General features: G+C 28.3%; 19 protein-coding genes and 1 tRNA gene. 17 read left to right on the top strand and 3 right to left on the bottom strand.

The features are described 5' to 3' along the window. Window positions 1-114 precede the first annotated feature (114 nt). The 17 genes from IMK15_RS02400 to lysS all read left to right on the top strand — a co-directional run bounded on the left by IMK15_RS02400 (window position 115) and on the right by lysS (window position 17,664). On the top strand, window positions 115-822 hold the full coding sequence (locus IMK15_RS02400; RefSeq protein ID WP_046328933.1) for a queuosine precursor transporter: 708 nt from the start codon (window positions 115-117) through the stop codon (window positions 820-822). A 3-nt stretch (window positions 823-825) separates the two neighbouring features. Further along, window positions 826-1,590 (top strand): exodeoxyribonuclease III, encoded by a 765-nt coding sequence (locus IMK15_RS02395; RefSeq protein ID WP_192941751.1) that lies wholly within the window; start codon window positions 826-828, stop codon window positions 1,588-1,590. Between the two features lie 33 nt (window positions 1,591-1,623). Further along, window positions 1,624-1,707: transfer RNA gene (locus IMK15_RS02390), tRNA-Leu, on the top strand. A gap of 22 nt (window positions 1,708-1,729) precedes the next feature. Beyond that, window positions 1,730-2,524, top strand: a complete 795-nt coding sequence (locus IMK15_RS02385; protein ID WP_046328935.1) for a hypothetical protein — start codon at window positions 1,730-1,732, stop codon at window positions 2,522-2,524. Then, window positions 2,524-3,219, top strand: a complete 696-nt coding sequence (gene trmB / locus IMK15_RS02380) for a tRNA (guanosine(46)-N7)-methyltransferase TrmB (protein WP_192941750.1) — start codon at window positions 2,524-2,526, stop codon at window positions 3,217-3,219. Before IMK15_RS02385 ends, trmB begins: the two co-directional genes overlap by 1 nt. 8 nt (window positions 3,220-3,227) lie before the next feature. After that, on the top strand, window positions 3,228-4,850 hold the full coding sequence (locus IMK15_RS02375; protein ID WP_192941749.1) for a uracil-DNA glycosylase: 1,623 nt from the start codon (window positions 3,228-3,230) through the stop codon (window positions 4,848-4,850). Further along, complete coding sequence (gene guaB / locus IMK15_RS02370) at window positions 4,847-6,307, top strand: IMP dehydrogenase (RefSeq protein WP_192941748.1); 1,461 nt, start codon at window positions 4,847-4,849, stop codon at window positions 6,305-6,307. Before IMK15_RS02375 ends, guaB begins: the two co-directional genes overlap by 4 nt. Continuing rightward, the gene (gene ligA / locus IMK15_RS02365; protein WP_192941747.1) at window positions 6,307-8,289 is read left to right on the top strand and encodes an NAD-dependent DNA ligase LigA; all 1,983 of its coding nucleotides are present in this window, start codon (window positions 6,307-6,309) and stop codon (window positions 8,287-8,289) included. The genes guaB and ligA overlap by 1 nt, the downstream gene beginning before the upstream one ends. A 22-nt stretch (window positions 8,290-8,311) precedes the next feature. Continuing rightward, on the top strand, window positions 8,312-9,316 hold the full coding sequence (gene asnA / locus IMK15_RS02360) for an aspartate--ammonia ligase (protein ID WP_192941746.1): 1,005 nt from the start codon (window positions 8,312-8,314) through the stop codon (window positions 9,314-9,316). Then, complete coding sequence (locus tag IMK15_RS02355) at window positions 9,316-9,987, top strand: dTMP kinase (protein WP_046329313.1); 672 nt, start codon at window positions 9,316-9,318, stop codon at window positions 9,985-9,987. The genes asnA and IMK15_RS02355 overlap by 1 nt, the downstream gene beginning before the upstream one ends. Further along, window positions 9,984-11,210 (top strand): histidine--tRNA ligase, encoded by a 1,227-nt coding sequence (hisS, locus tag IMK15_RS02350; RefSeq protein ID WP_192941745.1) that lies wholly within the window; start codon window positions 9,984-9,986, stop codon window positions 11,208-11,210. The genes IMK15_RS02355 and hisS overlap by 4 nt, the downstream gene beginning before the upstream one ends. 1 nt (window position 11,211) lies before the next feature. Then, window positions 11,212-12,939, top strand: a complete 1,728-nt coding sequence (gene aspS / locus IMK15_RS02345; RefSeq protein WP_192941744.1) for an aspartate--tRNA ligase — start codon at window positions 11,212-11,214, stop codon at window positions 12,937-12,939. Window positions 12,940-13,179: 240 nt separating this feature from the next. Further along, window positions 13,180-14,823 (top strand): DNA mismatch repair endonuclease MutL, encoded by a 1,644-nt coding sequence (mutL, locus tag IMK15_RS02340; RefSeq protein WP_192941743.1) that lies wholly within the window; start codon window positions 13,180-13,182, stop codon window positions 14,821-14,823. Between the two features lie 50 nt (window positions 14,824-14,873). After that, window positions 14,874-15,332 carry a 23S rRNA (pseudouridine(1915)-N(3))-methyltransferase RlmH gene (locus tag IMK15_RS02335; protein WP_192941742.1) on the top strand — a complete coding sequence of 153 codons (459 nt, stop codon included), beginning with the start codon at window positions 14,874-14,876 and terminating at the stop codon, window positions 15,330-15,332. 12 nt (window positions 15,333-15,344) lie between these two features. Beyond that, window positions 15,345-15,800, top strand: a complete 456-nt coding sequence (locus IMK15_RS02330) for a hypothetical protein (RefSeq protein ID WP_046328944.1) — start codon at window positions 15,345-15,347, stop codon at window positions 15,798-15,800. Between the two features lie 6 nt (window positions 15,801-15,806). Then, window positions 15,807-16,184, top strand: a complete 378-nt coding sequence (locus IMK15_RS02325) for a hypothetical protein (protein ID WP_046328945.1) — start codon at window positions 15,807-15,809, stop codon at window positions 16,182-16,184. 1 nt (window position 16,185) lies between these two features. Continuing rightward, a complete protein-coding gene (gene lysS / locus IMK15_RS02320; RefSeq protein ID WP_046328946.1) occupies window positions 16,186-17,664 on the top strand; it encodes a lysine--tRNA ligase in 1,479 nt (492 codons plus the stop codon). Between the two features lie 25 nt (window positions 17,665-17,689). Here the strand turns inward: lysS and IMK15_RS02315 are convergent, their stop codons facing one another. The 3 genes from IMK15_RS02315 to IMK15_RS02305 form a co-directional block, all read right to left on the bottom strand. Then, on the bottom strand, window positions 17,690-19,264 hold the full coding sequence (locus tag IMK15_RS02315) for a YadA family autotransporter adhesin (protein ID WP_192941741.1): 1,575 nt from the start codon (window positions 19,262-19,264) through the stop codon (window positions 17,690-17,692). Window positions 19,265-19,413: 149 nt separating this feature from the next. Beyond that, window positions 19,414-21,927, bottom strand: a complete 2,514-nt coding sequence (locus tag IMK15_RS06655; protein WP_192941740.1) for a YadA-like family protein — start codon at window positions 21,925-21,927, stop codon at window positions 19,414-19,416. Between the two features lie 212 nt (window positions 21,928-22,139). Continuing rightward, window positions 22,140-23,435, bottom strand: coding sequence for a YadA family autotransporter adhesin (locus IMK15_RS02305; protein ID WP_192941739.1), 1,296 nt, complete (start codon window positions 23,433-23,435; stop codon window positions 22,140-22,142). Between the last annotated feature and the right edge of the window lie 182 nt (window positions 23,436-23,617).

The following is a 23,617-nucleotide window of genomic DNA, read 5'->3' as shown; positions in this document are numbered from 1 at the left end:
CTCCTTTTTTTAGTTAAGTAAATTATATATAATTTAATATTCATAGTCAAGCATAGTTTGTGTTTTAAAATATTTTATGTTATTATTTAATAAATATTTTTAAAAGGAGATTTTATGGGAAGAAACGAACTTATTTGGTTTTGCTATTTAGTAGTTAATTACGGTTTTATACTGTACGCTTACAAAAAATGGGGTAAAATTGGACTTATGTTATTTATACCTCTTTCTATCATTGTAGCTAATATACAAGTCAATAAATTTATATGTCTATTCGGCATAGATGCTACTATGGGAAACATTGCTTATGGGGGTATATTCTTAGTTGCTGATATTTTATCTGAAAATTATGGTAAAAAATACGCAAAACATATTGTTAGTATGGGATTTTTAACAATGATATTTATGACGGTTATAATGAACATAGCTTTAAAAATATCACCTACACCTATTGATACATTACAACCGCACTTAGAAGCTTTATTCACACCATTGTATCGTTTAACTTTCGCATCTCTTGTGGCATATGGTGCATCAAGCCTTATAGACGTATACTCATATCAAGCGATAAGAAAGGTTTTCCCAAGCTTTGGATCTATATGGATAAGAAACAATCTTAGTACCATATTCAGCCAAATTATTGATAGTGTAGTATTTACAGTTATAGCGTTTATAGGGGTAGTAGATACTAAGACTCTGCTTTCTTTCATCTTTACAACTTATGCACTTAAATTTATTGTAGCACTTTGTGATACACCTTTTGTGTATATAGCTGCACACTGGAAGAAAACTGGTAAAATTAAGGAATTAATAGAAAGCGAGTAATATATGTTAAAACTTTTTTCATGGAATGTTAATGGTTTTAGGGCTGTATTAAAAAAAGGATTTATGGATTTTTTCAATGAAGTAAATCCTAGTATTATAGCCTTACAGGAAATTAAGTTGTCTTGTGGTCAAATAGACTTTTCTATACCAGGATATACATTGTATTGGAACTATGCAGAAAAAAAAGGATATTCTGGAACAGCAATTTTTACAAAAAAAGAAGCACTTAATGTTCAATATGGTATAGGTATAGAAGAACATGACAAAGAAGGTAGGGTAATATCTCTTGAATACGATGACTTTTTCTTTGTAACTGTCTATACACCTAACTCAAAAGATGGACTTTTAAGACTAGACTACAGAATGGAATGGGAAGATGCCTTCCTTAACTTCCTGAATGAATTAAAGAAAAAAAAGCCAGTAATTGTTTGTGGGGATTTAAATGTTGCACATAATGAAATTGACTTGAAAAACCCAAAAACAAACACAAAAAATGCTGGATTTACTATACAAGAAAGAAATAAATTTAGTAATTTAATAGATAACGGGTACGTTGACACATTTAGATACCTATACCCTACTATGGAAAATATGTATACTTGGTGGTCATATAGACAAAATTCAAGAGCTAAGAATACTGGTTGGAGAATAGACTACTTCGTTGTCTCAGATAACTTAAAAGGCAAAATTGAAGATTCTATAATTCATTCAGATGTTTTAGGTTCAGACCATTGCCCTATACAATTAAATATGAACTTGACATTTTAGGCTAAATTTAATAAAATAGGGTGTCATTTAGGTGCCTGGGTGGCGAAATGGTAGACGCATCAGACTCAAAATCTGACGGAGAAATCCATAAGGGTTCAAGTCCCTTCCTAGGTACCATTTTTATATATTAGGAGGAATTATGTTAACACTTGAGATGACTAGTGATGAATTAAAAGCTGTAGAGTATAACGAAGAAGCTATAAAAAATATTCTAGTTTCAAGAGCGATATATAACGAAAGCTACAATTATGAATTTAACGAAAAGGAAGCTGAAGAAATTAAATATCTTGAAAAAAATGAAATAATACGTTTATACATGCACAAAACTGTAGAACCTAGAGTTATTGTCACAGAAAACTCTATTATAGACAGATATAACAAGGATAAGGCATATTTTGATAATCAAAACATACCTTTTACAAAGGCTCATGAAATAATTAAGAGTCAATTAAATGCTGAAGTAAACTATGGTCTTGAACAAGATTTAGTTACTAATTTAGTTCATAATATGGCTGATACTGTAACTTTAAAAAAGGAAGATATTATCTTTTCTAAAGGAGATCCTGAATTAATTAAAACTATGGTTCTTTTTGAACTACTAACAATAGAAGCTAATAAAATAGACTTCTTCAATAAGTATGCAAAAGATATAGATATACTTAAAAAAGAAGTTAGAATTAAATACTACGTTAACCACATCTGTTCTAAAGATATTAAAATAACTGAAGAACAAGTAAGTAAGTTCTATGTAGATCACACAAATGATTTTTCAGGTGTAGATATACAAGTTGCATACAACAACATTGCATCATACTTATTCCAACAAGAAATGGATAAAAGAACTAACGAATACATACTAAGTATTTCAGAAAAATATCATTTAGATGAAGAAGTTAAAAAATACAAAAAAGATGACAAGGATGTAGTTAACTAATGATAGAATACAAAGGAAAAGAACTTTGGACATACTTTTTTAATAAACCTAAAAACCACTACAATCAATATATGTTTGAGATGATTAACTATGAATCTTTCCTATATTTTGATGAAGAAGAAATTTTATCTTTCAAAAAGAATTGGTCTAAAGTATTTAATAATACCAACCCCATATTTTTAGAAATAGGTTCTGGTAGTGGTAATTTTCTAATAGAATTAGCTAGTAAAAAACCTTTATGTAACTATATTGGTGATGAATTAAGACTTAAACGTTTAGTTTATGCTAGTAGAAAGGCAAAAAATCATAGTCTTAATAATGTTAAATTTATTAGAATTGATGCAAATAAACTAGATAAATTCTTAGATAATGGTGAATTATCTGGTGTATATATTAATTTCCCTGATCCATGGGAAAATGAAGAACATAAAAGAATATTGTCAAACGATCTTTTGGAAAAACTATACCCCATATTAAAAGAAAATGGTAAAATATTTTTCAAAACTGATCATACTGATTATTACAACTCTGTTTTAAAACTTATTAGTGAGAATAAGAAGTATAAGTTGGTGTTTAATACAGATGATTTACACTCTACCGAACTAAGACATGATAATATTAAAACAGAATTCGAACATTTGTTTATAAACAAGATAAAAACAACTATTAAATACATAGAAATTATTAAGTGTTAGGATAATATATGAAACTCATATTAAAGCAATATATAACTCCTAGTTTAAAAACTAGGGATTTTGAAATTAATCCTCTTACAAATACACTTATTACAGTTGGTGATAAACTTACTTTCTATAATAAAGAATATAAGGAGATTAAAAGTTTTAAAAGAAAAATAAATAACAGTGATAATATACGATATATTAAAGAGGAAAATCAATTATTTGCTTCCTCTACTTTTTATATCACAACATCAAAAAATGAAGTATATAAATGCGATAGTTCTACTAAAAAAATAATAGATTGCATTTTTAAACCTACTAATACAATTTTATCTATTGCAGTTAGTCCTTTAGGTAAAATTGTATATATAGACTCTAGTTCATCAAAATTATGCCTTATTGATACATTAAATAAGACTAAAAAGGAACTAGAACTTGATGATATATATAGCAATAATTATTCTGTATATATCTATAACGAAAATGTAATACTAAAAAGCAGAAAAACTGATGAAAACTCTAATAATATCCGTATATTTACAGCCGATTTAGAAGAAATTAGTAATATCTCTTCTAAGGATAATAATATATTTATAAAACTTGTAGGTATTAATCTACTTATGACAAAATTGGATGGATATGTAGAAATATGGGATGCTTCTACAAGTGAAATTTATGATTACAGCCATATTTCAGAGTATAAGATAACATATCTTGAAAATGATGATGAGTGGTTCTATTTTGGAAACTCTATGGGTGAGATTATAGTCACTAATGATAAATTTAAAGTAGTTAGTAAAATAAAGGTATTTAAAAGTGAAATAAAAAAACTCCTATACATCGAGGAAGATACGCTTTATGCACTTAGTGAAGATGGAGAAATTGCTATTATCCTAATAGTTGATGATGATAATACTTCTGTTGTAGGTAAATTTATGAAAATGTACAATATTCATCATGACTATACAGAGTTTTTCACAACAGAAAAGGTTTCTATTATCGAGAATTTCTTAAAAAAATTAAATATGAATAAGAAGAGCTATTCTCCACATGATAATAATATCTTCAAGGCATTAGAAACTAGTATCATGGATAAAAAAGTTTGTATACTAGGTAAAGAACCTTACCCACAACCTAATCTTTCAACAGGGCTAGCCTTTGAGATTAAGACAAAATCATGGGGAACAAAATTAGTAAATAAATCTCTTAAAAATATACTAAGATTACTTTACTATTCATATACTAAAGAATTAAAAGATGTTAATGAAATTTTAGCAGATATAGAAACAGGTAAATTTAAAATTTTACCACCCGATAAACTATTTAAATCATGGGTTGATCAAGGTGTGCTTTTACTTAATACAGCACTAACAGTAGAAGTCGGACTACCTAGTTCACACCATAAATTCTGGGATGATATATGTAAGGACTTAATTAAATATATTTCTATAAAAAATCCTAATATAACATACCTATTATGGGGAAAAGATAGTCAACAATTTGAAAAATACATATTATCTGGTAAAAAGATTATGCACAATCACCCATCAAATAACATTAATTTAGAAAATCCTAATGACTTTCTAAATGGTAAATCGTTTGTTAGTACCATGAGTACAATAAACTGGTTAGGAGGAGAAAATTGAGTAAAATTATAGCCGAAGGATTAACATTTGATGATGTATTACTAATACCACAAGCATCTAGTGTAATCCCTAGTGAAGTAAGTTTAAAAACTAATCTAACAAAAGATATCGTACTAAATGTTCCTATACTAAGTGCTGCGATGGATACAGTTACTGAATCAAGACTGGCAATTAGTCTTGCAAGAGTTGGGGGTATAGGTTTTATACACAAAAATATGACTATAGAACATCAAGCAGAAGAAGTTCATAGAGTTAAACGTTCTGAAAGTGGTATGATAACAAATCCTATTACATTAAATGTAAATTCAGTACTTCAAGATGCTGTTGATTTAATGAGAAAATACAAGGTATCTGGATTACCTGTAATAAACGATAAAAATGAACTTTTAGGTATCATTACAAATAGAGATATTAAATATAGAGAAGATTTAACTCCAAAAGTTACTGATGTAATGACTAAAGATAACCTAATTACTGCTAATACAGATATTACATTTGAAGAAGCAAAACATATCTTGCTTGAAAATAGAATAGAAAAATTACCTATAGTAGAAGGTAAAATATTAAAAGGTTTAATTACTATAAAAGACATAGATAATATTGTAAACTACCCTAATGCTTGTAAAGATAAAAAAGGTAGATTAAGAGTAGGTGCTGCTGTTGGTATAGGTACTGATACTCTAAGAAGAGTAGAAGCTTTAGTTGAAGCTGGTGTTGATATAATTACAGTAGACTCTGCACATGGACATTCTAAAGGTGTCATAGAAAAAATTAAAGAAATTAGAAAAGCTTTCCCTAACCTACCTCTAATTGGTGGTAATATTGTAACAAAAGAAGCTGCAAAAGACTTAATAGATGCTGGTTGTGATGCTGTAAAAGTTGGTATAGGACCTGGATCAATTTGTACAACTCGTGTTGTTGCAGGTGTTGGTATGCCACAATTAAGTGCTGTTATGGAAGTTAGTGAATACTGTAATTCTAAAGGCATAGGAGTAATAGCTGATGGAGGTATAAAGTTATCTGGAGATATAGTTAAGGCTTTAGCTGCTGGTGCTGATTGTGTAATGCTTGGTGGCTTATTAGCTGGTACAAAAGAATCACCTGGTGAAGAAATCTTATACAACGGTAGAAGTTACAAGAGTTATGTTGGTATGGGATCTCTTATTGCAATGAAAAGAGGAAGTAAAGATAGATACTTCCAATTAGAAGCTGCAACAGATAAATTAGTCCCAGAAGGTATTGAATCTATGGTTCCAACTAAAGGTAGTATAAAGGATACAGTATTTCAATTATGTGGTGGACTACGTGCTGGTATGGGATACTGTGGTACAAAGACTATCGCTGAATTAAAAGTTAATGGTAAGTTTGTTAAAATTACTAATGCTGGACTTAAAGAATCACATCCTCACGATGTAATTATAACAAAGGAAGCACCTAATTATTCTGGAGCAAAATAATGCTAGATAGATATTTAAAATTAAAAGAATTAGTAGAAAAATATTCATATTACTATTATGAAAAAAGTGAAACACTAATCTCTGATGAAGAATTCGATAAGCTTTTAAAAGAACTTGAAGATATTGAAAAACTACATCCTGAGTACAAAAATCAAAAGTCACCCACTCAAGTTGTTGGTGGTTTTGTTAATACAAAATTTACTAAAGTTAGACATAATAAACCTATGCTAAGTCTTGCTAATACATATAGTATAGAAGATATTAAAGACTTCGATACTAGGGTTAGAAAAATATTAAATAGACCTGTTATCTATGTATTAGAGTTAAAATTGGATGGACTTAGTATAGATTTACAGTACAAGAAAGGAAAACTTGTACTAGCCTTAACTCGTGGAGATGGTATTTTTGGTGAAGATGTTACAGATAATGTTTATCAAATACAAAATATACCTAAAATTTTAAAAAAAGATATAGACATTGAAGTTAGAGGTGAAATAATCTTACCTATTTCTGAATTCAACAGAATCAATAGAGATAGAGAAGCTAATGGTGAACAAGTATTTTCTAATCCAAGAAATGCAGCTAGTGGTACTATACGTCAATTAGATTCAAGTATAGTTGCAAGTAGAAAACTTTCTTGCTTCCTATACTATGTAATAAATACACAAGATTTTAACATTACTACTCACCTTGAAAGTATCAATCTTTTAAAAGAACTAGGTTTTGAAACTGCCAATGTTTTTGAAACATATACTGATTTTTCAAGTATGAAAAAAGCTATAGACGAATGGGACATAAAAAGAAAAAAATTAGACTTTGAAACTGATGGACTTGTTCTAAAAGTTAATGACTTATCTACATATGATATGCTTGGTTATACTGCTAAAAGTCCTAAATGGGCAATAGCGTATAAGTTTAAACCAGATCAACTATATACCAAAATTTTATCAGTTGACTATCAAGTAGGTAGAACTGGTGTAATAACTCCAGTAGCTAATTTTAAGCCTATTAATCTTTCTGGCTCTATTGTTAAAAGGGCATCAATGCATAATTTTGATGAAGTAGAAAAAAAGGATATTAGAATTCACGACACTGTCTTGGTTGAAAAAGCTGCTGAAATAATACCACAAGTTGTTAATGTTGATTTTTCAAAAAGAACAGGTTTAGAAGAAAAAATTATAGAACCTAAATTTTGTCCTGCTTGTAATGAAAAACTATATAAATCTGATAAATTAGTTGCTATTAAATGTATTAACCCCTTCTGCCCTGAAAGAATTATGAGATCTATTGAATATTTCACTTCAAGAGACTGTATGAATATCAAGGGATTGGGTGAAAAAATAGTTAAAAAATTAATTGATATTGGTTTAATTACTAATATATTGGATATATACAACCTACATAATTTTAAAAATGAATTAATTACCTTTGATAAGATGGGACAAAAAAATGTAGATAATTTAATAGGTAATATTGAAAAATCTAAGTCTAATTCTTTTAGTACTGTACTTTATTCTTTAGGTATACCCTATGTAGGTAAAACTACAAGTAATCTAATTTGTGATAATATTACAGATATTGATAAACTAATTAATGCTAGCTTTGATGATTTAGTTAGTATAAAGGGTATAGGTGATAAGGTTGCAACTTCTATCATCGAATACTTTAAAGAAAAAAATAATATAAGGCTTATTAAAGGCTTGCAAGAAATAGGCTTTGTACTTGAAACAAAACAAAAAGAAAAAAAATACAATAAATACATTAGTGGAAAAACATTTCTTGCAACTGGTACACTTAAAGAATTTACAAGAGATGAAATAAAGGATATAATCATAACTAACGGTGGTAAATACTTATCTAGTGTATCAAAAAATTTAAATTACTTAATTGTTGGTGATAAAGCTGGTTCTAAGTTAGAAAAAGCAAAGAAATTAAATATTGCCATACTAACAGAACAAGACTTATTAGATATGATAAAATAAAACAAAATAAAAGGAGACACTTATGGCAAACACAATTATACCTAAAGGATATAAATCAAAACACACTATACTTGAAACAGAAATATTAATTAAATTAATTAAAGACTTCTTTCAAGTAGAACTTGCAAAAGAGTTAAAATTAACAAGACTTTCTGCACCACTTTTCGTTAGAAAAGAATCTGGATTCAATGACACTTTAAATGGTGTTGAAAGACCAGTTAGCTTTGATATGTTAGAAGAACCAGGAAGACAAATAGAAATAGTTCACTCTCTTGCAAAATGGAAGAGATTTGCACTAAAAAGATATGGTGTACAAACTGGTTATGGAATTTACACAGATATGAATGCTATTAGACGTGATGAAGAATTAGATAATCTACATTCTATTTACGTTGACCAATGGGACTGGGAAGCAATAATAACTAAAGAAGATAGAAATATTGACTTTTTAAAAACTATGGTTAAAAAAATATACAGTGTATTTTTAAGAACTGAAGATATGTTATCTAAAAAAATACCTGATTACAAAAAATTCTTAAGTAAAGACATTTTCTTCTTAACTTCACAAGAATTATTAGATATGTATCCTAATCTTAGTCCAAAAGAAAGAGAAAAAGAAATAGCTAAAAAATATGGTGCTGTTTTCATTATGAAAATAGGAGATCTTTTATCTAATGGACAAAAACATGATGGACGTGCTCCTGACTATGATGACTGGAAATTAAATGGAGATATTATTGTATATAACGAAGTTTTAGATATACCATATGAATTATCTTCTATGGGTATTAGAGTTGATAAACAAGCTTTATTAGAACAATTAGAAAAAGCTAATGTAAAAGAACAATCAAACTTCCATAAAATGCTATTAAATGATGAATTACCATTAACTATAGGTGGTGGAATAGGTCAATCAAGAATTTGTATGTTATTCTTAAAAACTGCCCATATAGGTGAAGTTCAAGCATCTCTTTGGACAAAAGATATTGAAGAAGCTTGTGAAAAAGCAGGTATCAATCTATTATGATAGGAAAATTAATTGTTATAGAAGGTACTGATGGTAGTGGTAAACAAACACAATCTAATCTTTTGTATGAGAATTTATCAAATTTAGGGTATAAGGTTAAAAAAATTACTTTCCCTAATTATGAAAGTAATGCTTGTTATCCTGTTAAAATGTACTTAAATGGTGAATTTGGTAATAACGATGATGTAAATGTTTTTGCATCATCTACCTTCTATGCTGTTGATAGATATGCTTCATTTAAGACTACATGGGAAAAGCTATATAACGAAGGGTATATAATAATAGCAGATAGATATACTATTTCTAATATTATACACCAAGGTAATCGTATAACAGATGAAAAAGAATTTATGGAATACAATAAGTGGATAATAGATCTTGAATGGAATAAATTTAACCTTCCTACTCCAGACTTAATAATTCTATTGGATATGCCTTATACATATTCAAATCTTCTTATAAAAAATAGAAAAAACAAAATAAATGGAAGTATGAAAAAAGATATATTAGAAGCTGATGAAAAACAAAAAAAGCGTGCATATGATGTTACAAAAAAAATTGCTAAAATGTACGATATGAAAATCATTAATTGTACAATAAATGATAGTATAAAAGATATAGAAGATATTCAAAATGAAATATTAAAATTTGTAAAGGAGATTATTAAATGATACAAATTTTAAAAGGTATGAAAGATATACACTATGATAATATGGATAAGTTTTCTTTTGTAACTAAGACAGCTGATGAAGTATTTACAAGATATGGTTACTCAAGAATAATTACACCCATATTAGAAGAACTAGACCTATTTAAAAGATCTGTAGGTGATGAAACAGATGTAGTTTCTAAAGAAATGTATGTATTCAAAGATAAAGGTGATAGAAATGTTGCACTAAGACCTGAAGGTACTGCTGGTGCTGTAAGAGCATTTTTAGAAGCTAAATTATACAACATACAACCAGTTACAAAATGGTACTATTACGGAAGTATGTACAGATATGAAGCTCCTCAAAAAGGAAGATATAGAGAATTTAATCAAACTGGTGTTGAATGCTTTGGAATTAGAAATCCCCTACTTGATGCAAGCCTAATATCTATGGCTTTAGAATTTTTAGATAAGCTAGGTATTAAAAATTTAACTCTTGAAATTAATAGTTTGGGGAATAAGGAATCTAGAGTTAAATATATTAAAGCTCTACAAGAATACTTAATTAAAAACTATGATAAATTATCAGAAATATCTAAAGTTAGATGCTATAAAAATCCATTAAGAGTTTTAGATTCTAAAGATGATGATGAAATTGTTAGTAATGCACCTAGCTTATACGACTACTTTGATGATGAAAGTACCAAGTACTTTAAAGATGTTTTACACTACCTAGATAAATTTAATATTAAATATGTGGTTAATAACAAGCTTGTACGTGGTTTGGACTATTATAGCGATACTGTATTTGAAATTAAATCAAACGCATTAGGTTCTCAATCAACTGTATTAGGTGGTGGTAGATATGACAAGCTAATTGAAAATTTAGCGAATAAGTCTATACCTGCTATTGGTTTTGCTGCTGGTATAGAAAGAATCTTACTATTACTAGATGAAACCCTACTACCTAAAAAGAAAGAAAAAATCTTTATAGCCTACTTTGAAGAAACTAAAGATTACTTGTTCGATGTCTTAAATGAATTAAAAGACTGTGATGTAGAAATTAATTATGAATATACTATTAAAAACTTTAGTTCTCAAATGAAAAAGGCTAATAAGTTAAATGCTGCTCGTGTTTTAATACTAGGTGAAGATGAATACAAGAATAATAGTGTATCCATTAAGAACTTTGAAACTGGTTTACAAAAGACTGTAAAATTAAATGAATTGAAAGGAGAACTATAATATGTATAGAACAAATAAGCTAAATGAATTAAGAATAGCTGATTGTGGTAAAACTGTTACTCTTTCAGGTTGGGTATCTACTATACGTAATCTTGGATCGTTTGCATTTATTGATTTACGTGATAGATATGGAATTACACAAATTTTAGTTAAAGATGACCTTACCGACTTAGTTAAAGATATTAAAAATGAATATGTCTTAAAAGTAACTGGTTTAGTACAAGAAAGATCTTCTAAAAATCCTAAATTAGATACTGGAGATATTGAAGTATTAGCTAATAGTATAGAAGTTTTAAGTAAGTCTAAGGCCTTACCATTTGAAATTAATGATGAAGAAGTTGCAAATGAAAGTTTAAGACTAAAATATAGATATCTTGATTTAAGAAAACCTAGAATGTTAAATAACATTATTAAAAGAAATACTATGCTATTCTCAATGAGAGAATTTCTAAATCAAAATGGCTTTCTAGATATTGACACACCAGTACTAGCTAAAGCTACACCAGAAGGTGCTCGTGACTTTATAGTCCCTAGTAGAATTCAAAAAGGAAGTTTTTATGCTCTTCCTCAATCACCTCAATTATTCAAACAAACTCTTATGATTGCTGGTCTTGACAAATACTATCAACTAGCAAAATGTTTTAGAGATGAAGACTTAAGAGCTGATAGACAACCTGAATTTACACAATTAGATATAGAAATGTCATTTGTTGAACAAGAAGATATAATAAATATGGCTGAAAAATTAGCTAAAAAAGTATTTCACGATGTAACTGGTAAGACTATTGACTATACTTTCCCTCGTATAGAATACAATGATGCTATGGAATTTTATGGATCAGACAAACCAGATACAAGATTTGAAATGAAGTTAATAGATATTAAAGACTGTGTTCAAAATAAAGGATTTAGTATCTTTGATAATGCTGAATATATAAAGGCTATTGTAGTTAATAAGCTACTATCTAGAAAAAATGTTAAAGACTATGAAGACTTTGTTAAAACATATTATCACGCAAAGGGTCTAGCCTTTATTAAAAAAGAAAATAATGAATTAAGTTCACCAATATTAAAATTCTTTGAAAAAGAAACAATTGATAAGTTAGAATCTGTACTTCATTTAGAAAATAATGAAACAGCTCTAATAATCTCAGATACAAAAGAAGTAGTTCTATCTAGTCTTGGTGCTCTACGTCTTAAGATTGCTGATGAACTTAACTTAATTGATAAAGATAAATTTAACTTCTTATGGGTCGTTGACTTCCCTATGTTTGAATATAGCGAAGAAGAACAAAGATATAAGGCATGTCACCATCCATTTACTATGTTGAAAAAGGAAGACATTCCTCTATTAGAAAAGAATGACTTAAAATATATTAAGTCTGACACTTATGACATAGTACTTAATGGATATGAAATTGGTGGTGGAGGTATTAGAATACATGATTCTAATCTTCAATCATTAGTATTCGATAGATTACTAATTGATAAAGAACAACAAGTAGATAAATTTGGTTTCCTACTTGAAGCACTAAAATACGGAGTTCCACCTCATGGGGGACTAGCATTCGGTATTGATCGTTGGTTGATGGTTATGTTAAATCAAAATTCTATTAAAGAAGTTATACCATTCCCTAAGACAAATAAAGGACAAGATCTATTAACTGATGCTCCTAGTGATGTTGACGAAAAGCAATTAGAAAAGGACTTACAGTTAAAAAAATTATAGACAATATTATGTTTAACTGATATAATAAATTATAAAACTAGAGTTTAGAGTACTAACAAATTTTTGGGCTTTACTCAAATTTACTGGGGGTGTCCCTGGATTACGTGCCTCAGGTTAATCACGAATGACTTAGAGCTTAAACGGATTCTGTACACGTTTTCTAAATACCTGCCACTTGTCTTTTCGTAAAAGGCATCCAAAAATTTGGTACTAACTCTAGTTTTTATTATGAGGTGATTTATGGGTATTATTAAAATTCTTGATGAAAATGTTTCTAATATTATTGCCGCAGGTGAAGTTGTTGAAAATCCTGCATCTATGCTAAAAGAACTCTATGAAAATAGTGTCGATGCTAAAAGTTCTAGTATAGAAATCAGTATGAAAAGTGATTTAAGCTATTTTAAAATTGTTGATGATGGTATAGGTATGAAAAAAGAAGACGTATACCTATGTATACAACGTCATGCAACATCTAAATTGCAAAAAAAAGAGGATATATTTAATCTTAAAACATTTGGTTTTAGGGGTGAAGCACTTGCCTCTATTTCTAGTGTTTCAAAATTATGTATATCAAGTAAAACAGATACTGATAAACTAGGTACGAAAATAACGGTATATGGTGGGAATATAATAAACGATACAAGTGTTGCAATGAAGACTGGTTGTATTATTGAAATACGTGATTTATTCTACAATACACCAGCTAGAAAAAAATTTTTAAGAAAAGAAAAAACTGAAATAAGTGTAATAAAAGATATATTAGTTAAATTGGCTCTGTCTAATCCACTAATTAAAACTAAATTAATAATAGATTCTAAAGTAATATTTTCAACTTCAGGAACTAACATGGATAATACCATAATAGAACTACTAGGTAAAAATATATTTAAGAATTTAAAAAAGTTTAAGTATGGCTATCTTGGTAATCAAGAAATTTACCGTGGCACTAAAAACTATATCTACACCTACATAAACAATAGATACTGTAAATCTAACGTAATTGAACGGGCAGTAATCGATGGATACTACACCAAATTAATGAAACATAAATACCCTTTTGCACTCATTCTATATGACATAGACCCTACACAAATTGATGTAAATGTACATCCCTCAAAAAAGATTATTAAATTTTCAGACGATAAGATTGTATACAAGCAAATTAGAACTAGTATAGAAGAATTTTTCTATGAAGATGACAGAAAAACCTATACTCCTGTCATACATGAACAAAAAGAAGTTTCAATAAATGAAAATGTTAGTACAACACAACAAGAATTATTCACATATGATACTCATGATGATGTCGTAGAAAAAAATAACTATGATATATTAGCCCAAGTATTTGATACGTATATTATAGTAAAAAACAAGGACAGCCTTGACTTTTACGATCAACATGCCATGCACGAAAGAATAACTTATGAAGCACTTAAAGACAAATACTACAATCAACAAATGGCAAAAAAACAGCTACTAATACCTGAGGTAATAGAACTATCTCTTACAGAAAAAAATGTATTACTTGCCAATATTAAAATATTTGAAGATTTTAAATTTGAACTTGATGAAATAAGTGAAACTGAAATAATTATACGTGCTGTTCCAGATTTTGAACTTAGAAACTCAAATGAAAGAATTATTAAAGGCATAATAGAATGCCTAATGGAGAATAAGACTGTTACAGATATTAGAGAAAAAGTAATAATCTCTATGGCTTGTAGAACTTCTATTATGGCTGGTCAAAAATTAAGCTATAATCAAATGACTGAATTAGTTAATAAGCTGCATGAAATAAATAAGTTTAACTGTCCTCATGGTAGACCCGTAATCTCTACAGTAACGAAAAATCAATTAGACAAATTATCTAAAAGAAAAATTTAGTTTTTACTTGTAATTTTTTTTAAAATATGTATAATAAGGTAGGATATTATATGCTAAAAATTAATATAATCACAGTTGGAAAAGTAAAAGAACAGTATATTAACGAAGGAATAAAGGAATTTTCTAAACGTCTTTCTAAGTATGTTAGCTTAAAAATTGTAGAATTGGCTGAAGAGGCTGACAATGCCACTTCTGTTGATATAGAATCTAATAGAATATTAGCTTATCTTGAAAAAACTAAAGGCTATACTATACTTCTTGATTTAAAAGGAAAAGAACTTGATTCTGTAGAATTATCTAATAAAATATCTAAACTTACTATTAATTACAGTGAAATATCCTTTTTAATAGGAGGATCTAAAGGAATAAATAATATGGTACGAGAAAAATGTGATTATTCACTTTGTTTTTCTAAGTTTACCTTCCCCCATCAACTATTTAGATTAATACTATTAGAACAAATATACAGATCTATCTGTATAATAAATAATATAAAATATCATAAATAATGGAGGTTGAATATGTACTCATACGATGATGAGTTTACTTACACTATTGACGGAGAATTAGAATATTTTACATGTATTGGAAATGTTAAAATAAAGGATAACGAATATATTATTGGTGAAAATGACTATGGTCAAAAAAGGGCGTTTAAAGTTGACGAGGATGAAGAAGAACTTTACTTACTAGATGATGATGAAGAAGAATATGTTTTTGAATGTTTTCAAAGACAATCATTAGATGAAGATCCTGATTTTGGTGATTTAGATGATGATTATGAATATGAATCAAAATATATAGAAGGTCATAATGATGATGACGATAATGAATTTGATGATTTTGTTGATGACAATGAAAAAAGTAATTATCCTGTATTTGATTATGACGACAATGATGATAAAGATATTTATGATAGTGATATAGATGATGATAGCTTCATAAATGATTTACTTGAAGATGAAGAAGAAGAATAGAAGAAAATGATTAATATAGATATCTGTAGTGTATTTAATTACTATGATAGCAATACTGAGAATATTGATTCATTAAATCTTGAATTTATTAGGTTAAATAAAGAAACTCTTTATTGTGAAAATGAAAAACTCTATTTAATTTTAGAAGAAAATAAGATTACAATAAAAAAAGACGATAAGCTTAGCTATACTAAGGTATTTGACCTTGATAACTATACTACCGCCTTTTTAAAACTTGATAATATGGTTATGAATACTAAAATTAAAACCATATTCTTAAGAAATACTAATAACCATATTAATATTAATGCTAAAGAATATTCAATAAATGATGAGTTCTTATCTGAAATTAATATTAATATATATTTTAAAGGAGAAAATTAAAATGGCTGAACAAACAACTAGCTATATCATGGGTGAAAAACTTAAAAAAGTTCAACAACTACGTGATATGGATATAGAACCTTATGGTAGATTTTTTGATAAAAAAGATATGATAAAAGATATTTGGAACAACAAAGATGATAGCGAACGTATATTTATTACCGCTGGACGTATAGTTTCATACAGAAGAATAGGTAAAAATGGATTTGCTCACTTAAAAGATCCATCAGGTAAGATACAAATATATGTAAATAAAGGTGAAGTTGGCGAACAAGAATATGAAATATTCAAAAATATTGGTGTTGGTGATTTTATCGGTATAGAAGGTAGACTATTCTACACTCAAACTGGTGAATTAACACTAAGAGCTATAAAATACACTGTTTTATCTAAGAATATTCGTCCATTACCTGATAAGGTTCATGGTTTAACTGATGTTGAATTAAGATATAGACAAAGATATGTTGATCTTGTCATGAATGATGAAGTAATGGATACAATGAAAAAAAGATTTAAGATTATTAGCTACATCAGAAGATATTTGGAAAATAAAGGATTTTACGAAGTTGAAACACCTATGCTACATCCAGTTGCAAGTGGGGCTAATGCTAAACCTTTCGTAACTTTCCACAATGCACTAGATCAAGAAATGTACTTAAGAATAGCACCTGAACTATACTTAAAAAGACTATTAGTTGGTGGATTTGAAAAGGTATTTGAAATTAACCGTTCATTTAGAAATGAAGGTATTTCAATTAAACATAATCCAGAATTTACAATGATGGAACTTTATCAAGCTTTTGCTGATTTTAATACTATGATGGATATAGCTGAAGATTTAATATCTTCTCTTGCTTTCACATTATACGGTAAGTATGAATTAGAATATGAAGGTAAGATGATAAATCTTGCTAAACCATGGAGAAGAGTCACTATGGCTGATATAGTAAAGGAAAAGACAGGATTTGATATACATAAGGTTACATCTGATGAAGAAGCTATTAACTTTGCTAAAAGCATAGATATACCTTTAGATCCTAAGGTTAAATACACTAAATATGGTATCTTAAACTTACTATTTGAAGAAAAGGTAGAATCTACATTAATTAATCCTACTTTTGTTACAACTTATCCAAAAGAAATTTCACCTTTATCTAAAAATTCATATAAGAGTGAAGACTGGGTAGATAGATTTGAATTATTCATAACTGGTAGAGAATATGGTAATGCATATTCAGAACTAAATGACCCTATGGAACAAAAAGCTAGATTTGAAGACCAAGTTAAGAAAAAACAAGAAGGTGACGATGAAGCTTGCGATATGGACCTAGACTATATCAGAGCCCTAGAATATGGAATGCCACCTGCTGGAGGTCTTGGAATAGGTATTGATAGACTAACAATGCTATTAACAAATTCTGCCTCAATTAGAGATGTAATCCTATTCCCAACATTAAAAAAAGAAAAGAATATAGATTAAAAAAATGCCAGACACATCTGGCATTTTAATTTTGACCTAATCTTTTCATGACTTTTTCAAGTTGTTTTTCTAATCTATTAGTCTTTTCAGTTTGTTCTTTTAATCTAGTTTCAAGATCGCTAATTCTCTTATCCTTACTATTTACACTACCAAGCATTACTCCAGCACCAATACCAAAGGCAAGATTACCCTTACTATTAACTGATCCACTTAGTTTGTAGATAAAGTTTTGATTATCATTTGTTCCACTAAATCCAACAGCTACTGCATGAGAACCACCATAATATCCATATGATGCTGCTAAATTAAACTTCTTATCTCCCATTACTTGTGGTAAGTTAGCCATAGCCACTGCATTTGATACTCCACTTAATGCTAAATCAGATCTCTTATTTACTTCCTCTATCTTTTTATTTATTTCTGATTTATTGTAATAATTATCTTGTATTACACCTTGATTTTGCATACTTTTTTGAACTTTTTTTAATTGTGCAACAGTAACTGCTTCATCATCTTCTGCACCATCTGCTAGACCTTGGATTCTTCTTTTTATTTTTTCTCCTCCAACAGATACTGCATAAACATCTTTTGTATCTTGATTTGTTAAATATCCTTTGTTTTTAGACTCTTTTGTTTCACTAAATGCTCCTAATGCTACATCGTAACTATTATATACTTTAGAAGCAAGGCCAATAGCTGTTCCAAATTCTATAGAATTATTATCTTCAGACAAAATTTTTGCTCTTAATTTCATACTTTCTATATACCATTTTTTATTTTCTTTATTTTGATCAATTTTAGCTATTTCATCAAATTCTTTTTTATACTTTTCTTTTATTTCATTCTTTTGTATTAATTGATTATAATATCCTGTAATCCCATTATTTTTATTATACTCTTCCTCTTTCTGTTTATCACCTACATATGACGCTGCACCTAAAGTAACAGAACCTTTACCAAACGCTTTAGACATAGCACCAACAGTTGTACTATTTTCTCCAGCATATGCTGATCCTCCCAAGGCTGTTGAGTATTGATTAATAGCATAAGAGCCTGTACCTAAAGCTGTTGACATAGTATCAAAAGCATTGGCTTGAGTCCCAACTGCTGTTGAAAAAAATCCTAAAGTTGTTGCTTGATATCCTATTGCATTAGATGAATATCCTGCTGCATATGCTCCCATTCCAATACTATGAGAACATTGCATATCTACTTTAGCTCCTATACCTATTGCCATTGAATTATCATATAAAGCTTGTGCATTTAAACCTATTGCCATTGAATTTGTTTTATTTGCGAGTGCATCTGGACCTATAGCCATAGAAGCCTCCATTTTAGCACCATCATTATTAATATTCCCATCAGTTATGCTTGGTCTTATAGAAAAATAATGTAAACCATTATCAATAGCTTTGTACTTATTCTTTTCTTCATTTGTAAGATTATTATATTCTTTTTCTGTTAAAATATCTTGTGTTTTAATGTATATTTTAGAATTATCTGCGTATCCTATATTGCTATATAATAAGAATGGCAATATAGTTAGTATCATTAATTTAAGTTTAAATTTAAAACTAAACTTAATGTCATTTATATTCATATATAATCCCCTCCAGCTATGTATTTTACCCCCCCCCGCATATTTTCAAGGATTTTTAAACACTTTATATAAACATTTTTTAACATAAAAAAAGATGAAGCTCGCAACAGTTTGCAATACCTCATCTTCTTTCTATTAATGTTTATTAACTATTTATTCATTAATCTTTTCACAATATCTTCTAGTTTTTGTATTCTTTCATTTTGTTTTCTAATATTTTCTGCAAATATATTATTTTGTTTAGTTAATTCTTCTATTTTCTTATCCTTACTATTTACACTACCCATCATAACACCAGCACCAATACCAAAAGCAAGATTACCCTTACTATTAACTGATCCACTTAATTTGTAGATAAAGTTTTGATTATCATTTGTTCCACTAAATCCAACAGCTACCGCATGAGAACCACCATAGTATCCATATGATGCAGCTAAATTAAACTTCTTATCTCCCATTACTTGTGGTAGATTAGCCATAGCTACTGCATTTGATACTCCACCTAAAGCTAAGTCTGATTTCTTATTTGCATCTTCTATCTTTTTATTCATTTCTTCTTTTTCCTTGGCTAATAGACCAGCACCTTTTGTTATATCCTTGAAAAAGTCTTCTTCCTTAGCATTAGGCTTATTTTTCTTTTCTTTCCATACTTCAAAGGCACTCTTTCCATCTTGTCCATCTTTTCCATTTTTTCCATCTTGCCCTTTATCCCCTTTATCGCCTTTTAACCATTTAACAAAGTCTCCTTCACTTTTGCCTGCATTACCATCTTGCTTTAACCAACTTTGATATGCAGATTCACCATCACCTTTTATTCCTTGTTCCCCTTTTAATGAATCAATAAAATCTAATTCAGTTAAATCTTTCAATTTTTTATTATGCTTATCTACATATTCAACAGCTTTAGATGATGTAGCCCATATATCATATGCACTCTTTCCTGCTTTTAATGTAACTTTTTTATCTACATAACTTCTCATTGCTTTTAATTGAGCAACATTAACTGCATCTGTATCTTCACTACCTGCTGAAAGACCTGTTAATTGACGAGTTATACCTTTATCAGGATTACCTATAGATATTGCACTAACTGTACTAAAATACGGTGTTACTCCTTTAATTTTATCTTCTAATTCTTCTAATGCTTTATCTAATGTCTTTCTTTCATTTTTTAAACGTTCTATTTTTGTTTTATTATTTTTTAAATTTTTTTCCAAAGAATCTTTTGTTTCTTTAATTTGTTGTAAAATATTAAATTCATATTTTCCAGTTTTTTCATAGACATTAGTTTCATTAAATTCATTAAGACCCTTTATATTAATTTCATTTTTTTCATTTTCTTTTTCTAATTTTTTTATGCCATAAATATTTTTCTTTATTTCATATTTTTTATCTTTTATTTTTTCTATATAGTCAGCATATTTTACATTTTCATCTAAGCCTAAATCTTTATTTGTATATTCTTTATTTTCTATAACATTATATCCATACTTACCTTTTTCTCTATCTGCTAGTGCTTCGCTACCTATTGAAAATCCTTCTTCAATTTTTGTTACTGCACCTTTACCTATAGCTACTCCCTCAGTTGCACTAGGTTCTACAGTTCCTCCTGAAAGTGCAAGTGAATTTTTAGCCTTTGCATAACTCCAGCTACCCATTGCAATTGCATTATTTCCATATGCTTCTGATTCATAACCACTCGCAAACGATCTATTACCATAAGCTTTAACATAATATCCAAATGACATTGATTCCTTACCTGCTGAAAGTGTATTATTACCATAAGAAATTGAATTAATTCCTGAAGATATGGCATTTTCACCACCTGCAAATGTTCCTTTATTACCTGCAACACTTTCTATTCCTATTGCAAATGCTCCTTGTCCATATGAAGCATTTCTAACTCCTATAGCTGTTGAATAATTATTATTTGGTTCACCAAATCCCTTTTTAAGACTATAATAATTATGATACAAATCATAATTTTTAGCATAAGGCTTATTTTTCTCCTTAATTCCTGGATTACCTCTTTCTTGTTCATATCCAATTATTAATTCATTATCATCCATACCATCAAATATCTTCTTTTTAATTGGTTTTAATTGCATTCCAGCACTATTTCCCCAACCTAAAGCAATGTTAGAACTTAACTCTCTCCACTTTTTTCCTTTATACACATTATTATTAAACATTGCTAAGTATTGTGCAGTATCTTCATTAGCAGTATATATATTCCCATGTAATCCATCAAATTGCAAAGCTCCTAAGCTAAACTTATGATTATATAAGTCTAACATTGTTCGTACAAATGCTCCTCTTACAAATCTTTCACTGTCTACAACTCTACTTGAAATTATTTGATTTTTACCATCAAAATCAAGATATCCTACAGAAAATTTAGCTCCCCCACCTTTTTCACCATCTTCTTTTATTTCTATTTTAACACCTGGATAAGTTCCACTATCTTTTGTTCTTTTGAATTTACCAATTTCTATATTTTCTAAATATTGCTTTATTTCTGATTTCAATTCTGTTTTTACTTTATTTTTTATTTCTTCAATTTCATCTTCTGTTACATCAGCATATCCTACACTTGTACATACAAGTAATATACTTGAAATAATTAAAATTAAATTAATTTTTTTCTTACCACTTTTTTTCATACTAATACCTCAACTTAAAAATATTTCAGATAATTGTACCCCCCCCCATTCTATTTTCAAGGTCTTATTCAGTATTAGTAAATACTTTTATTAACTTATCAATGACTACATTGTTACTTTTTATTATATATTGCTTTTTATTATCTCACATTTTTTTAACTGTATATAAAAAGACAAGTACACTTTAATATACTTGCCAAAATACTTATTATTTATTTTCTAATAATTGATTCTAATTTTTGTATTATTGTATCTTGTTCAATCATTCTTTGCTTTATTGCACTGTTTTCTTTTTCTAATTTAATTATTCTTTCATATAGTTCTTTTACATTAATATCTTTATGTTCTAAGCTTTCTTCCTTATTACCTAGCATTACTCCAGCTCCAACTCCAAGGGCAAGATTTCCCTTATTATTAACTGAGCCACTTAGTTTGTACACTAATCTTCTATCCTTTGTTACTCCACTAAAGCCTAATGCAACAGCTTGTGTTCCACAATAATATCCATATGCTGCACTTAAATTATGTCTATAGTCTGAATATGAATTCACTTGTACTAAATTAGCCATAGCTATAGCATTTGCTACTCCACCTAAAGCTAAGTCTGATTTTTCTGTAGAACCTTTTACTTCACTTTTTAATTTTTTCAATTGTGCAACTGTTACTGCTTCATCATCTTCTGCACCATCTGCTAATCCTTGTATTCTTCTTTTTATTTTTCCTCCTCCAACTGATACAACATAATGTGGATTATTTTTTTGATCAGTTAAATATGCACTTTTCTCAGATAACTTAGTTTCACTAAATGAACCTAAAGCTACTGAATCGCTAAATGTTGCTTTACTACCAGCTCCTATAGCTACAGAATTTATAGCATTAATTAAATTAGCACTAGCTCCTATAGCTATACCAAAATTACTATTTTCTGCATTTATATTTGCACCAAATATATATGAATAATTTGAGTTATTTATTTTATTTTTATTACCTAAAACTTTTGTATTTTCACTTTTTACTACTTCATTTAATTCTCCAATTGTAGTTGTTTGTTTTGAATTTGTAATTGTATTCTTTTCACCAATTATATTTGAATTAATTGAATCTTTAATAATAATATTTCTTCCTAGTATATTTGCATGTTCACTACTTTCTGCTTGTATATTTGTACCAAATATATATGAATACTTTGAGCTATTTATGATATTATTATTACCTAAAAGTTTTGTGTATTCACTATTTTCTATGTTATTTAATTCTCCAATTACACTTGTTTGTTTTGAATTATTAATTTTATTCAATATACCAAATATATTTGAATATTCACTATTAGTAATGGTATCACTTGCTCCAAAAATATTTGAAAATTTACTATTAGTAATTTTTGAGTTATTATATGGACTAATAATTATACTTGTTGGATCATTTACTTCCTTATTTTCTATAGTTTTAGTTTCTGCTTCTGATATCATACAGCCTAAAAATATAATAAATAATACTGTTTTTTTCATTTATATCACCTCAAACAATATTCTACCCCCCCCGAAAAAATCAATGTTTTTTTCAATATATTTATATACTTTATTTAACTTTTTAAGTATATATTTCTGTATCGCAACATATATGCATTGTATTACACTACACACTTTTTTAACTTTATAATCTATATATATTAATATACAAATATATCATA

This window comes from Sneathia sp. DSM 16631 (assembly GCF_014892235.1).
In the GTDB taxonomy this organism is placed as follows: Bacteria; Fusobacteriota; Fusobacteriia; order Fusobacteriales; family Leptotrichiaceae; genus Sneathia; species Sneathia vaginalis.
This window is presented reverse-complemented; position numbering and strand designations above follow the sequence as displayed.

What these genes read in the sequence shown, in the direction of transcription:
- IMK15_RS02400 (WP_046328933.1), top strand. Translation starts at nt 115, where the DNA reads ATGGGAAGAAACGAACTTATTTGGTTTTGCTATTTAGTAGTTAATTAC.
- IMK15_RS02395 (WP_192941751.1), top strand. Translation starts at nt 826, where the DNA reads ATGTTAAAACTTTTTTCATGGAATGTTAATGGTTTTAGGGCTGTATTA.
- IMK15_RS02385 (WP_046328935.1), top strand. Translation starts at nt 1,730, where the DNA reads ATGTTAACACTTGAGATGACTAGTGATGAATTAAAAGCTGTAGAGTAT.
- trmB (WP_192941750.1), top strand. Translation starts at nt 2,524, where the DNA reads ATGATAGAATACAAAGGAAAAGAACTTTGGACATACTTTTTTAATAAA.
- IMK15_RS02375 (WP_192941749.1), top strand. Translation starts at nt 3,228, where the DNA reads ATGAAACTCATATTAAAGCAATATATAACTCCTAGTTTAAAAACTAGG.
- ligA (WP_192941747.1), top strand. Translation starts at nt 6,307, where the DNA reads ATGCTAGATAGATATTTAAAATTAAAAGAATTAGTAGAAAAATATTCA.
- asnA (WP_192941746.1), top strand. Translation starts at nt 8,312, where the DNA reads ATGGCAAACACAATTATACCTAAAGGATATAAATCAAAACACACTATA.
- hisS (WP_192941745.1), top strand. Translation starts at nt 9,984, where the DNA reads ATGATACAAATTTTAAAAGGTATGAAAGATATACACTATGATAATATG.
- aspS (WP_192941744.1), top strand. Translation starts at nt 11,212, where the DNA reads ATGTATAGAACAAATAAGCTAAATGAATTAAGAATAGCTGATTGTGGT.
- mutL (WP_192941743.1), top strand. Translation starts at nt 13,180, where the DNA reads ATGGGTATTATTAAAATTCTTGATGAAAATGTTTCTAATATTATTGCC.
- IMK15_RS02335 (WP_192941742.1), top strand. Translation starts at nt 14,874, where the DNA reads ATGCTAAAAATTAATATAATCACAGTTGGAAAAGTAAAAGAACAGTAT.
- IMK15_RS02330 (WP_046328944.1), top strand. Translation starts at nt 15,345, where the DNA reads ATGTACTCATACGATGATGAGTTTACTTACACTATTGACGGAGAATTA.
- IMK15_RS02325 (WP_046328945.1), top strand. Translation starts at nt 15,807, where the DNA reads ATGATTAATATAGATATCTGTAGTGTATTTAATTACTATGATAGCAAT.
- lysS (WP_046328946.1), top strand. Translation starts at nt 16,186, where the DNA reads ATGGCTGAACAAACAACTAGCTATATCATGGGTGAAAAACTTAAAAAA.
- IMK15_RS02315 (WP_192941741.1), bottom strand. Translation starts at nt 19,264, where the DNA reads ATGAATATAAATGACATTAAGTTTAGTTTTAAATTTAAACTTAAATTA.
- IMK15_RS06655 (WP_192941740.1), bottom strand. Translation starts at nt 21,927, where the DNA reads ATGAAAAAAAGTGGTAAGAAAAAAATTAATTTAATTTTAATTATTTCA.
- IMK15_RS02305 (WP_192941739.1), bottom strand. Translation starts at nt 23,435, where the DNA reads ATGAAAAAAACAGTATTATTTATTATATTTTTAGGCTGTATGATATCA.